16 protein-coding genes and 1 riboswitch are annotated in these 12,869 nt (G+C 43.9%); of the genes, 12 read left to right on the top strand and 4 right to left on the bottom strand.

Features of this window, described 5'->3' with window-relative positions:
* Window positions 1-72: 72 nt before the first annotated feature.
* The 9 genes from NYE25_RS16280 (at window position 73) to NYE25_RS16240 (ending at window position 8,272) form a co-directional block, all read left to right on the top strand.
* The gene (locus NYE25_RS16280) at window positions 73-828 is read left to right on the top strand and encodes a Cof-type HAD-IIB family hydrolase (RefSeq protein ID WP_341146383.1); all 756 of its coding nucleotides are present in this window, start codon (window positions 73-75) and stop codon (window positions 826-828) included.
* Window positions 829-864: 36 nt separating this feature from the next.
* A complete protein-coding gene (locus NYE25_RS16275; RefSeq protein WP_076285251.1) occupies window positions 865-1,350 on the top strand; it encodes a DUF456 domain-containing protein in 486 nt (161 codons plus the stop codon).
* Between the two features lie 27 nt (window positions 1,351-1,377).
* A complete protein-coding gene (locus NYE25_RS16270) occupies window positions 1,378-3,006 on the top strand; it encodes a putative polysaccharide biosynthesis protein (RefSeq protein WP_341051806.1) in 1,629 nt (542 codons plus the stop codon).
* 78 nt (window positions 3,007-3,084) lie between these two features.
* Window positions 3,085-3,429: a thioredoxin family protein gene (locus tag NYE25_RS16265; RefSeq protein ID WP_042194485.1), complete on the top strand. Its 345-nt coding sequence runs from the start codon at window positions 3,085-3,087 to the stop codon at window positions 3,427-3,429.
* A gap of 89 nt (window positions 3,430-3,518) precedes the next feature.
* Complete coding sequence (locus NYE25_RS16260) at window positions 3,519-4,496, top strand: COX15/CtaA family protein (RefSeq protein WP_341146382.1); 978 nt, start codon at window positions 3,519-3,521, stop codon at window positions 4,494-4,496.
* Window positions 4,497-4,605: 109 nt separating this feature from the next.
* The gene (locus tag NYE25_RS16255) at window positions 4,606-5,340 is read left to right on the top strand and encodes a Cthe_2314 family HEPN domain-containing protein (RefSeq protein ID WP_042191592.1); all 735 of its coding nucleotides are present in this window, start codon (window positions 4,606-4,608) and stop codon (window positions 5,338-5,340) included.
* A 100-nt stretch (window positions 5,341-5,440) separates the two neighbouring features.
* A riboswitch (SAM riboswitch) is annotated at window positions 5,441-5,580 on the top strand.
* Window positions 5,581-5,680: 100 nt separating this feature from the next.
* Window positions 5,681-6,697, top strand: a complete 1,017-nt coding sequence (locus NYE25_RS16250) for a methionine ABC transporter ATP-binding protein (protein ID WP_076300346.1) — start codon at window positions 5,681-5,683, stop codon at window positions 6,695-6,697.
* A complete protein-coding gene (locus NYE25_RS16245) occupies window positions 6,697-7,356 on the top strand; it encodes a methionine ABC transporter permease (protein WP_339243424.1) in 660 nt (219 codons plus the stop codon). The genes NYE25_RS16250 and NYE25_RS16245 overlap by 1 nt, the downstream gene beginning before the upstream one ends.
* A gap of 58 nt (window positions 7,357-7,414) precedes the next feature.
* Window positions 7,415-8,272 carry a MetQ/NlpA family ABC transporter substrate-binding protein gene (locus NYE25_RS16240; protein ID WP_341051819.1) on the top strand — a complete coding sequence of 286 codons (858 nt, stop codon included), beginning with the start codon at window positions 7,415-7,417 and terminating at the stop codon, window positions 8,270-8,272.
* A 155-nt stretch (window positions 8,273-8,427) separates the two neighbouring features.
* Here the strand turns inward: NYE25_RS16240 and NYE25_RS16235 are convergent, their stop codons facing one another.
* Window positions 8,428-8,676 (bottom strand): NifU family protein, encoded by a 249-nt coding sequence (locus NYE25_RS16235; RefSeq protein ID WP_042130899.1) that lies wholly within the window; start codon window positions 8,674-8,676, stop codon window positions 8,428-8,430.
* Between the two features lie 81 nt (window positions 8,677-8,757).
* Here NYE25_RS16235 and NYE25_RS16230 point away from each other — a divergent pair, with 81 nt between their 5' ends.
* The gene (locus NYE25_RS16230) at window positions 8,758-9,012 is read left to right on the top strand and encodes a YuzB family protein (protein ID WP_042191582.1); all 255 of its coding nucleotides are present in this window, start codon (window positions 8,758-8,760) and stop codon (window positions 9,010-9,012) included.
* A 68-nt stretch (window positions 9,013-9,080) separates the two neighbouring features.
* Here the strand turns inward: NYE25_RS16230 and NYE25_RS16225 are convergent, their stop codons facing one another.
* Together NYE25_RS16225 and mqnE are read right to left on the bottom strand one after the other, a co-directional pair.
* Window positions 9,081-10,142 (bottom strand): NAD(P)/FAD-dependent oxidoreductase, encoded by a 1,062-nt coding sequence (locus NYE25_RS16225; RefSeq protein ID WP_042191580.1) that lies wholly within the window; start codon window positions 10,140-10,142, stop codon window positions 9,081-9,083.
* A gap of 49 nt (window positions 10,143-10,191) precedes the next feature.
* On the bottom strand, window positions 10,192-11,298 hold the full coding sequence (gene mqnE, locus NYE25_RS16220) for an aminofutalosine synthase MqnE (RefSeq protein WP_076285245.1): 1,107 nt from the start codon (window positions 11,296-11,298) through the stop codon (window positions 10,192-10,194).
* Between the two features lie 371 nt (window positions 11,299-11,669).
* Here mqnE and NYE25_RS16215 point away from each other — a divergent pair, with 371 nt between their 5' ends.
* Both NYE25_RS16215 and NYE25_RS16210 read left to right on the top strand, forming a co-directional pair.
* Window positions 11,670-12,029, top strand: a complete 360-nt coding sequence (locus tag NYE25_RS16215; protein WP_042191575.1) for a HesB/IscA family protein — start codon at window positions 11,670-11,672, stop codon at window positions 12,027-12,029.
* Between the two features lie 101 nt (window positions 12,030-12,130).
* The gene (locus tag NYE25_RS16210; RefSeq protein ID WP_341146381.1) at window positions 12,131-12,583 is read left to right on the top strand and encodes a GNAT family N-acetyltransferase; all 453 of its coding nucleotides are present in this window, start codon (window positions 12,131-12,133) and stop codon (window positions 12,581-12,583) included.
* A gap of 67 nt (window positions 12,584-12,650) precedes the next feature.
* On the opposite strand, the gene NYE25_RS16205 is transcribed toward NYE25_RS16210, so the two are convergent.
* On the bottom strand, window positions 12,651-12,860 hold the full coding sequence (locus NYE25_RS16205; RefSeq protein ID WP_042191571.1) for a hypothetical protein: 210 nt from the start codon (window positions 12,858-12,860) through the stop codon (window positions 12,651-12,653).
* Between the last annotated feature and the right edge of the window lie 9 nt (window positions 12,861-12,869).

The raw sequence follows: 12,869 nt of genomic DNA, 5'->3' as shown, positions 1-12,869 counted from the left end.
ACTCTAAGGTGAATAATGATTAAAAAATAAACAGCTGCTCTATTGAGAGCATAAAAGAATGGAGGGGTGGCAATGACTGCCAAATACCGCCTGCTTGCTTTGGATATGGATGGAACCCTACTGAATGATGAACAGATTATTACACCTACAACGGTGAAATGGCTTCAAAAGGCGGTCGACGCAGGCGTTCATGTCTGTCTGTCGACAGGCCGAGCTTTTACAAGTGCATTTCCATATGCTGAGCAGCTTGGACTAGAAACACCTATGATTACTGTGAACGGTAGTGAGATATGGCGAGCACCACATGAAATTTATCGGCGATCATTGATGGATCCTATGCTGGTACAACAAATGTATGAACTTGCTAAAGAAGATGACATCTGGTTCTGGGCCTATTCTACGGAAAAAGTCCACAAACAGGATAACTGGGTTGGGGATGTAACGGGCAGAGAATGGCTTAAATTCGGTTATCACACCGAAGATGATGAGCTTCGTCATAAACTGCTGCTTCGTCTTCAAGATATGGGTGGATTGGAGATTACGAACTCCTCTCCACATAACCTGGAGATTAACCCTCTAGGAGTGAATAAAGCAGCCGGAATCATGGAAGTCTGTAAGCTGCTAGGACTAGACATGTCCCAAGTTATAGCGGTTGGTGACAGCCTCAATGACCTTGCAGCGATTCAGCAGTCAGGGCTTGGGGTTGCCATGGGCAACGCTCAGGAGACGGTTAAAGAAGAGGCTGACGTTGTGGTGGCTTCTAATAATAATGATGGAATTGCAGAAGTCATTCAAAAATATATTTTTAATGAAGCTATTGCGAAGTGAATCCATAGAGCATATTTGCTATTAGGAGGTTAAGTGTTGACGATCCTGGGTTGGATTCTTATTATTGCTTTATTTGCCGTAGGGCTAGCGGGGGCTGTGTACCCTATACTGCCGGGTGCGCTTGCGATTTATCTTGCCTTTTTCGTATATGGCTGGTTCTTTTCTTTCGAGCCTTTTGGTGTCTGGTTCTGGATCATTCAAACGCTGATCGTTGTAGTTTTATTTATTGCTGATTACGTTGTAGGGGCGTGGGGCGTTAAGAAATTTGGCGGCTCACGTTCATCGATTATCGGGAGTACGATTGGGCTAATCATTGGTCCTTTTGTAATCCCAGCCTTTGGACTTATTATTGGTCCGTTTCTGGGTGCCTTTATAGGAGAATTGATCGTAGGTTCTTCACCAGCTAAAGCTGCCAAAGTAAGTGTAGGATCAATACTTGGGTTGTTTAGTAGTACTGTTGTCAAAATTGTGCTACAAATTATTATGGTCGTCCTCTTTTTTATATGGGTCGTCCGGTTTTAATTTTAACAGTGAAGAAGGGGAAATGGTTTGTCCAAGAAAGAGTCTTTCGTAAAAGGCACGCTTATCCTTGCTGCTGCAGCTTTGGTGGCAAGGGTACTCGGGCTTGTCCAGCGGGTGCCGCTGGATCATATTTTTGATGATGTGGGGAGAGCATCATTTGGGGTATCGAACAATATCTATTTAATGCTGCTCACCGTGGCTACAGCAGGTATTCCAAGTACGCTCAGTAAGATGGTCTCCGAGCGGTACGCTCTGAATCGTCCAGAAGAAGCTAGACAAGTGTATCATGCAGCATTGATATTTTCGGTAGCAGCAGGGGTAGTTATGACTGCATTGCTGTATTTCGGCGCTCCGTTCTATGCGACACATATTGCTGACGTACCTGAATCAGCGATGGCAGTTAGGGCTATTGCACCTGCGCTTTTACTTTTTCCGGCGATTGCCATGATGCGCGGTTATTTTCAAGGGCGCAACAATATGATGGCTGGTGGTATTTCACAGATTGTAGAGCAGTTCGCTCGCGTACTAGTCGCTATTTTACTAGCTTATATTCTATTACAGCAGGGGTATAACAATACAACTATAGCTGCGGGAGCCTCCTTCGGTAGCGTAATTGGTAGTATTGCAGCATTTGGTGTCATGATTTATTTTGCAATCAAGCTGCGCCGAGAGGATAAGCAGCAAGGATTAAATTACGATACCACTCAAAAATTGCCGATTTGGGGAATTTATAAGGATATTTTCACACTATCAATTCCGATCGTACTCTCTTCACTTACGATTCCCGTAGTGAATGTGATTGATACTTCTTTGGCTGTTCCACTGCTTATCGATCAGATGGGTAGAGAGAGTGCAACAGCAGCTTTGGGTATACTAACCACGCGTGCTCAAAGTGTGGCTGGAATTCCACCGGTACTAGCCATTGCGCTAGGAACCTCGCTGATTCCGATCATTTCAGCTGCTTATGCCCGTCGTGATGAGGGACACTTGAAGAAGCAAATCACACTTGCTTTGCGGATTTCTATCCTGACAGGGATGCCAATTGTGTTGGCACTTGTGGCAGCAGCCTATTCTGTAAACGGGTTATTGTTCAGCAGCTTGGACGGAAGCGGAATTGTGGCGATGCTTACGATTGGAACGATCTTTCAGATCACCATGATGACAACGAACTCCATCTTGCTCGGTATGGGCAAATCACGCATTTCAATGTATTATGTGCTAGTGGGTATTATTGTTAAATTAGTCGCAAGCTTCTTACTAAGTAAGATATTTGGGATCTACGGCATTATCGGCGCAACAGCACTTTGTTTCGTAGTTATTACTATTCTTAACTTACGGATGCTGAAATCCATTGTACCTTTCGAAATTATGGGTAAACGGTGGGGTGGCTTCGCAATTGCGGTTCTGGTGTCCGGTGGTATTGGTTTTGGACTTAACCAAGCTGGAATTCTGTTAACAGATCTAATGCCTGCACGTCTGGCGTTTCTGATCACTTGTCTTGTTGTAGGGGCCGCAGTTGTTGTTATTTATCTGGTCATGCTAATTGTACTGGGTGTGCTTACTAAACAGGAAATCTCCAGTTATCCGCGTGCATTGCAAAAATTGCTCCATCCGCTGATGAAATTGCAGCCTGCGCGTGTTCGTATGAGAGAATAAGTTTGACTTCTGCATGACATTTTGCTTCACTTAAAGAATAGAAATTTGACAGATATGGAAGAAAGGACTGAACAAGCTATGGACAAAATTAGTTCTCCTGCTGAATTTCAGGTAGCCATTCAATCTCCTCGATTAACTGTAGCCATCTTCAAGGCGGACTGGTGCTCAGATTGTAAATTTATCGATCCTTTTATTCCTGAGGTAGAGCAAGCCTATGCAGATCGTTTAACGCTGGTTGAGGTTGACGTTGATGCTGTGGGTGACGTTAGTCAGGAACAAAATATTATGGGTATTCCAAGCTTTGTCGCGTATTCCGATGGACGTGAACTGGTTAGATTCGTTAATAAATTACGTAAATCCCGCGAGGAAATTGAGAATTTCCTGGATAAAGCGGTTCAAGTGCATCAAAGCCTTCAACAGTAATTCCGGAAAACCACCGCTTTCGCCTGTTCGAGCAAAAGCGGTGGTTTTTTAAGATGCTTCTTCATTACTAAAAACTGCGGGTGATATTTTTGTCGACAAATCAGTTGAAATGGCTTAGTTATCTTACTTGCCTTATCATGTTCCTCGCTGTACTAGGGGGAGCGGTTGTAACGAAGACTGGATCGGGATTGGAATGCGGAAATGAATGGCCGCTCTGTCATGGGAAATTGATTCCGGCCTATACTGTAGGTTCGATGATTGAATACACCCATCGCTTGTTTAGCGGATTGGCAGGGTTATTGTCACTTGCCTCGATGATTGCCTTTTGGCGTTATGCTCGAAATCGGAGGGACTTGTTAGTATATGCATTTATGACGTTGCTGTTTGTAATTGTTCAAGGTGGTATGGGAGCGCTTGCAGTGATTAAATCCCAATCTGCTGCTGTAATGGCACTGCATATGGGCTTTTCCTTGATTGCTTTTTCAAGTTCTCTAATGCTGGCTCTAGGAACTAAAAGGCGACATGAAGCAGGTGAGTACGATCCTAAGATGGAGCTTCAGAAGAAACCCGTCAGTAAGGCTTTCCGCAATTTAACCTGCTTCACGGCCTTATATTCCTATGTTGTTGTTTATATTGGAGCCTTTGTTAGTCATACGGATTCGCGCGGTGGATGTTCTGGCTGGCCGCTCTGTAACGGTGAATGGGTTCCCGAGCTTTCCGGGGGAGTAGGTATTGTTTTTACGCACCGGATTGCGGCTTTGATCTTATTCATTTTTACTGCGGTGCTTGGACATTTAGCTTTTTGGAAACATAAGGATTACCCAGAGCTAAGAGCTCTTGGCGTAGCGGCTGTTCTGCTGTGCTTGATGCAGGTATTTAGTGGAGCTGCTGTTGTTTACACACTAGATAATGAAAAATTGTACATATTTGCCGCTTTGGCTCATATTTTGTTGATCGCTAGTTTGTTTGGTGTCTTATGTTATATGAGTGTAAGAGTCTGGCAGCTGAATCGCGCGAGAAATGTAGTTGTTGAAAAAAATCCAACGAATCCAATGACACCGTTGTAACACCCTTGGTAGAAAGTTCCCACCGTGGATAGAGTCGCTTTACCTGCGGAATAATAAAGTGGAAATCGGTATATCGTGGTGCTGGACAAAACTTTAGGAGGACTGGGATATGCTGCGGGTTATACTTGGAGAGCCGCCTCGAAAGAACAGCGGTGTATTGGCTGACGCGATGGAGAACATGGCCACATTTGCAGCCTTACTGCGCAAGGAAATGAACGCTCATGAGGATAATGACCATGAATACCGCAAGCTGGAGATTTGGACACGTGGACTGATCTCCTCATTGGATGAATTGGAGCAAAGCTGGTTCGCAGCTGCTTTTTACCGGAAATCGGTAATCGCTGGTTATATGGACGATATGTCACCAGTGGAACAAGGCGATTATGCGCGGTATGTTTATTTTTATAAAGATGGATTTATTCGTGTGTTCTCTCTTCTGGACAAGCTTGGAACGGTACTGAATCATTTTTATGACCTCAAAACCTCCAAATTAAAAACGCACTTTTCTTATTTTACAGTGCTGCGTCAACTTCAGTTATTGAATGTGCATCCTGCATTAGCGGATCAACTGGAACAGATCAAGAACTCTTATCGTGATCCACTGGAGAATCTACGCAAGCGCAGAAATGCTGAAATTCATTATATGAATTCCGAAATGCAGGATGATTTATGGCAGCGGCATCAAGGCTTGCATGACAAAATTCAGCTTGAGGATTTAGATAGCCATCTTGAGGATTTAAAGCAGTCCCTTGAAATGAACTGTAAAACATTAATCGCGGCATTCAGCTACAGCAATGAACAGCTGCGTAAGGAAATAAGCAAGGCAAAGCGTGTACAATCCTAAGCGTTCAAGATATTTCCTTTTGACAAAAAACAAGAAACTTACTATACTTATGCTTGCATTAAAGTCTGTACGAATTCAAACATAAAATTTCATACTCTATATCTTATCGAGAGTGGCGGAGGGATAGGCCCGATGAAGCCCGGCAACCGATTTGTATACAGCGCGATTAGCGTTATGTACAAATGTCATGGTGCTAATTCCTACAATGACGCAAGGTTTGTGGTCGTTGGCAGATGAGAAGGCATTGTCTAAATAAACACACAGAGCCTCTTGCGATCTGCATCGATCGTCAGAGGTTTTTTTGTATGGAATAAGTGAATTATAAAGGGGGCGACGAGCGTTGATTAATCTAAAAGGAATAACAAAGGTATATGGAAAAGGCAGCCATGCGGCTACAGCACTTTCCGGATTGAATTTGTCTATCGAGAAAGGTGAAATATTCGGAGTTATTGGCCATTCTGGAGCGGGGAAAAGTACATTGATCCGTTGCATTAATCTGTTGGAGCGTCCGACAGAAGGGGAAGTTTGGGTAGATGGCATTGAACTAACTAAGCTTACTCAAGGTCAGCTGCAGGAACAGCGGCGCAAAATTGGGATGATTTTTCAACATTTCAATCTGCTATCTTCTGCGACGGTGTACGATAACATTGCTTTTCCTCTGCGACTCACAGGCACCTCGAGAGCAGATATTGATACTAAAGTGAAAGATTTGCTTGCCTTAGTGGGGCTTGAAGAACACAGGGATAAATATCCCTCCCAATTATCAGGAGGACAAAAGCAGCGGGTCGGCATCGCACGGGCACTTGCCAGCGACCCTGATGTGCTGCTGTGTGACGAAGCAACCTCTGCGCTTGACCCACAAACGACAGACTCTATTCTTAAGCTATTGCTCGATATTAATAAACGATTCCATCTGACCATTGTGCTGATCACTCACGAAATGCACGTGATTCAGAGCATCTGCGACCGTGTTGCGGTCATTCATGGTGGTGGTATCGTTGAGCAAGGTAAAGTCACGGAGGTATTCCTGAAGCCGCAGCATGAGGTCACTCGCGATTTCATTCGCAGTGAATCACAGAATGAGGGCCCCCTTCGTACGGCGCTTGACGCTGCTGCTGGGGACAACTCTCAGGCCGTCAAAATTACTTTTTTCGGAGAGAAGACCTACGGCTCTGCACTTTCCAATGTAGTACGTGAGACAGGTGTTAGCTTCGCCATTCTGCATGGTACCATCTCAACGATAAAAGACGTACCTTATGGACAAATGATTGTTCGGTTCGAAGGTCCAGCTGAAGCGATCGCTGTGACGATAGCCGAACTAACCGCTCAAGGCCTTGAAGTGGAGGTGATTTCGTAATGAATTTCGCAGACTTAAACTGGCAAGAAATGATGGATGCTACAGTTGCTACCTTGCAAATGTTAATATTCTCTGGATTGTTCACAATTATTCTTGGTTTACCACTCGGAATTCTATTGTATTTATGGGGAAGATCGAATAGTATAGTAATCAGAGTAATTTACTCGGTCTTATCGTTCGTTGTAAACATCCTACGTTCGGTACCGTTTATCATTTTGATGGTAGCATTAATTCCATTTAGCAAAGCCGTTGTTGGAACTTCCATCGGAGTACTCGGTACGATTCCACCGCTCGTGATTGGTGCAGCTCCATTCTTTGCTCGCTTGGTGGAAACGGCATTAAGAGAAGTGGATCGTGGAGTAATCGAAGCGGCGCAAGGGATGGGAGCATCCACGAATCAGATCGTTATGCGTGTTCTTTTGCCAGAGGCTCGTCCAGGTCTGCTCGCTGGGGTTACGATCACACTGGTTACACTGGTCTCCTATACGGCAATGTCCGGGATGGTAGGCGGCGGCGGGCTAGGGGATCTAGCGATTCGTTACGGATATTACCGGTATGAGAAGGAAGTTATGATTATCTCTGTAGTCTTGATGGTCATACTGGTGCAATTGCTACAAATGGCAGGTGATCGACTAGTACGACATTTCACACGGAAATAAGGTACGTCCATATATAGCCTTATTCATACAAATACCAAGGATAAGAGGGGGATTTAAAATGAAAAAATTACTACTTACTTTTTTTAGTCTGACACTGGTTGTGGTGCTGGCTGCTTGCGGCAATAACAATAATGCTTCTAAATCGGCTGCTACTAATGCACCAAAAGATGGTGCTGCAACTGAGTCTTCCGCAGAACCTGTAAAATTGGTGGTTGGTGCTTCACCTGTTCCACACGCTGAGATCCTAAAAGCTATTGCCCCATTGCTTGAAGCGCAAGGAATTACATTAGAAATCAAAGAATTCACTGACTATGTTCAACCAAACGTTCAGCTTTCAGAGAAGAATCTGGATGCTAACTTCTTCCAACATCAACCTTACCTGGATGACCAGAATCAAAAGAACGGTTCGGATCTAGTTTCTGTTACAGCCGTTCACGTTGAACCTTTTGGTGCTTATTCCAAAAAAATCAAATCCATCGACGAGCTGGCTGATGGTGCGAAAGTTGCCATCCCGAATGATGCTACAAACGGTGGTCGTGCACTGATCCTGCTTGCTAAAAATGGACTGATTTCTTTGAAAGATGATACCAACATCACATCTACCCAAGCAGATATCACTGAAAATAAGAAAAACCTTAAAATCATCGAGCTAGATGCAGCAATGTTAGGTCGTCAATTGGATGAGGTAGATCTTGCCTTGATTAACACTAACTATGCTTTGGAAGCTAACCTAGTTCCTACTAAAGATGCTTTGTTCATTGAGGGTACGGATTCCCCTTATGCTAACATCCTTGTAGCTCGTCCTGACAATAAAGAATCTGATGCAATCAAAAAGCTTGCCGCTGCACTGAATTCTCCAGAAGCTAAAGCTTTTATTGAAGAACAGTACAAAGGCTCGATCATTCCAGCATTTTAAGACAGAAAGCTGACTTGATCTCTAATACAGCATAAAACCCGCTGCCTAATGGCATGCGGGTTTTATGCTGTATGTTGTAGGGGAAGTGTAAATCCTCTATAATAAGAAAATCCCGATCTCCTGAAGAGGAGGATCGGGAATGATATTGAATGGGATTAGAATACTTGCATAACTTCTTGTACGCCTTCTACTTCTTCAAGAAGGGCGCGTTCAATCCCGGCTTTCAAGGTGATCGTGGAGCTTGGGCAGCTGCCGCAGGCACCCATAAGTTTCAACTTAACGATGCCGTCTTCTACATCGACCAGTTCAACGTCGCCGCCATCGCGTTGCAGGAACGGACGAAGCTTATCCAGCACTTCCAATACTTCATCATACATTTCGGTGCTTTGTGCATTCTCACTCATTTCTCAATCACTCCTTTCGTAAGTTCATTATAGTACAAAAAGTTAAAAAATAAAATGGTTAGGCGGAATAGGGAGATCATCATGAGACCAATTATTGAATTTTGTGCCAGTAACATGGGTCACGGAACAGACAAGCTAATGCATAAGCTGGAGGAAAATCCAGATTACGATGTGATCGAATACGGATGCCTGAACAATTGTGGGGAATGTTATTTAACCCCGTTTGCCATGGTTGAAGGGGATATCGTTGCAGCAGATACTGTTGACGAGCTAGAAAAGAAAATTGATACTAAAATCAAAGAGCTAGAGGCTTGGTTTAATATGGACCTTGATTAAATGCTTTTTGTGGAAAATAAAGGGCTGCTCTTTTTCGTATTTATAACGGAAAAGAGCAGCCCTTAGGTTTATCCTAAAGTGCGTTTTGACATCCAGAGCACCCCGCTCTTAAGGATACGGGGAACCCGTCCTTTGACGGAGCGTTGGCCCATCAGACCAAATCCAGCTTTCTTGCCTAGTGAGCCTAAGGTACCCTTTAGACGAATAGGATGAAGCTTAGGGGTCTCGCCGCGCCACATGGCTTGAATAACCTGAGCAACCTGCTCACCCTGCGCTCCTGCGGCTTGTGCGCTTGGAGCGAATGGCAGGCTGGCACAGTCGCCAATTACATACACTTCTGGATAATCAGGTACACGATAATATTCATCCAGAATGATTCGTCCTCCGCGATCCTTCGGGACTGTTAATTCCTGAACAACCTTCACCGGTTGGATCCCCGCGGTCCATACCGTAACATCTGAAAGAATTTCCTCTGTACCGTTAAAAAGCGCATCTTTCTCTACATGGGATACGGAGACACGTCCGAGTGTCTGTACTTGATGGTGGTGAAACCATTCCTCCACGTACTGTGACAGCTTCGCAGGGAAGGCAGATAAGACACGTTCACCGCGATCCAGAATAGCAATATTAAGATCTGGTCGGCTCTCCCGAAGCTCTGCCGCCAATTCCACTCCACTTAGTCCTCCGCCTACAATGTTTATTGTTCCATAAGGCTTCACATCGTTTAAACGTTGGTAAGTTTCGCGTGTTCCTGCAAAGGTCTGGATACTGCAAGTATATTGATCAGCTCCAGGGATGTTATGGTAATTGTCGGTACAACCTAGTGCAATAGCAAGTATGTCATAAGACACAGTCTCGTCAGGCTCCATTGTAACGATTCTACTCTCCAAATCAATGGAACTCACCTCACCGTAACGGATTGTGAGACGGGGATGAACCGGAAACTGGATCCGCAAGTGATAGTCAGTTACTGTACCTGCGGCAAGCGCATAATATTCCGTTTTGATTCCTTGATAAGGCATTCGGTCAATTAAGATAATTTCAATATCCTGTGGAAGGTGATTATTGAGCAATTCTTGAATTAGGGCCAAGCCGCCATAGCCGCCGCCCAGAACGAGTAGTGTTCTCATGCTGACCGAACTTCCTTTCCAATATAGGATAACGGATCTAGGTAGTCTTTTATTCGTATACCTTTATCGCATTGTAGAACGTGTCGCGTTCTACTGGAATTCGTCCAGCACCTTTTACTAACCAGATCAATTCATCGCGAGTGAGGCCTTCAGGTGTTAAGGCACCAGCCGCATGGCTAATGCGTTCTTTAAGAATAGTACCATGGACGTCAGAAGCACCGAAGTTCAGTGCAACTTGAGTAAGCTGAGGACCGATATTAATAAAGTACGCTTTGATGTGATCGAAATTATCCAGCATCAATCTGCTGATCGCAATCGTCTTCAGATCCTCATAAGCGGAGTTGCGGCGCATAATCCCTGCATTCTTGTTCTTAGGCTGCATAGATAATGGAATGAATACCATAAAGCCATTGGTTTCATCCTGTAGATCCCGGATCTGCATCATGTGCCGGATACGATCTTCATGAGATTCAATCGAGCCGTAAAGCATAGTTGTATGTGTCTTCATGCCAAGCTGATGTGCTGTTCGGTGAACTTCTAGATATTCTTCGACATTAGCCTTATCTACGCGCATTTTTTTACGGTATTGATCGGATAATATTTCTGCGCCACCACCAGTAAGCGTCTTAAGTCCTGCAGCACGCAGCTGCTCGAGTACCTCACGAATACTCAATCCGCTAATTCGGGTGAAAAAATCGATTTCGGCTGCAGTGTATGCTTTTAAGGTTACCTCAGGGAAACGTTCATTCAAGGCTTTTAAAGAATCCACGTAATACTGGAAAGGAACCTTGTCATTATGACCGCCTACGATATGGAATTCGCGCACACCTGGATGAATATGCTGTTCGACATATTGCACCATTTCCTGACCGGAAAGGGTATAAGCACCCTCTTCTCCATCATCTTTGCGGAAATTGCAGAATGCACAGTGAGATTCGCAAACATTGGTGAAATATAGACTCATGTTTTCGATAAAATATACCCTGTTGTTGTTCTTTGCAAGATTGACTTCATTTGCTAATTGGCCAATCGTAAGTAGGTCGTTACTTTGATATAAATAAACGCCATCTTCTAAATTCAATCTTTCGCCGCCACGAACTTTTTCAATAATGTTCATCATTCGGGCGTCTGTTTGGGGGGTGAAAAGAGTAGACATATAATAAATTCCTCCTGAAAGTTTTACGGGGTCCATTGCCCGCAGATAATTCCCAGACTTACCCAGACGGTAGCTGTTCATTCATGAAAATAAATCGGAGGTTTAGCCTCCGTGACAAATTTCCGAATTTTTACTTATGTTTGCCTTCCTTATTATAAACCTCTCTTATAAGGGGATCAACAGCTGGATATGGATGGTTTATTTTGGTGCGGCAGGTCAGGCATAAGGCAGTTGTGACTTGAGGGTAATGGAATAGTCGGTTATACTGAGTTTATTAAGTATATATTTTTAAGAAAGTAATTTTTGACCGGAAGGTCCCTTAAACATAAGTTTTTCTGTTGAATTAAGTTAATTTATAGGAGGATATGATCATGATTAATATTAGCGAAAAGGCAGCAGAACAATTAAAGGCGATGCTTGCTGAACAAGAAGTGCCGAACATGTTCCTCCGTATTGGAGTAACGCCCGGCGGTTGCAGTGGATTCTCTTACGCTATGGGCTTTGATGATAATGAAACCGATCAGGACGTATATATGGACATCCAAGAAATGAAGGTTGTCGTGGAGAAAGAAAATCTTCGTTACCTTGATGGTCTCGAAATTGATTTTGAAGAATCCGGCATGACAGGTGGCTTCACCATTAATAACCCGAACGCTACTGCAACCTGTGGCTGTGGCTCAAGCTTCCGTACAGCTACGGATGCAGGAAAACCGAACGAAGAGCCTTGCTAATCGCGACGTTACGCCTTCAAGCCCCATGTTGAGTTCTACAACACGGGCTTGGAGGCTTTTTTTATTCTCAATGACAAAAGTCATCACAAGGAGCTCTAAGCATGCTAATTAGGAAATTAAACGCAGAAGAACAACCACCCTTACATTTGTTGTTATTAGCCGATCCTTCCCTAAGTCTTGTTGAAGCGTATTTAAAAAGAGGGCAATGTTTTGTAGCTGAAGTGGAGAATTGCATTGTAGGTGTCTATGTTTTGCTACAAACGAGACCTGAGACAGTGGAGCTAGTAAATATAGCCGTTGATGAGAATCAGCAAAGTAAAGGGATAGGAAAGCAGTTGGTCTATCATGCGATTCAGAATGCGAGATTACTTGGTGCGAAGACGATTGAAGTGGGTACTGGGAATTCTAGTGTAGGACAACTGGCTCTTTATCAGAAATGTGGATTTAGAATTACCGGAATCGATAGAGATTTTTTTATCAGACATTATAGTGAAGAGATTGTTGAAAATGGGATCAAGGTAGTGGATATGATCCGTCTAATGCTAGATATATGAGTGACATAAAAGCAAAAGCCCTCCGATGGAATTCCTCGAGAGGGCTTTTGTTTGTTCCTGCGTACAATTAGGCTGGAATAATAAACTTGTAATTAATCATAAACACGATGAGCCCTGCGGCTCCAAGGGAAAAGGCAATACAGCCAGCACCCAGTGCTCTGCGCCTGTCTTTAATGAATTTAAAGCCAATAGCGCAGATCAGTATAGTCGTTCCAGCCAATACGATGGACATCCCAAGCATGGCCACCCAATATAATACCTCGAAAAACTGAGCCATTCCGAGCCC

The organism is Paenibacillus sp. FSL E2-8871, assembly GCF_038000345.1.
Classification (GTDB): domain Bacteria; phylum Bacillota; class Bacilli; order Paenibacillales; family Paenibacillaceae; genus Paenibacillus_AQ.
The sequence above is the reverse complement of the archived record's forward strand: the minus strand, read 5'-3'. Positions and strand labels throughout refer to the sequence as shown.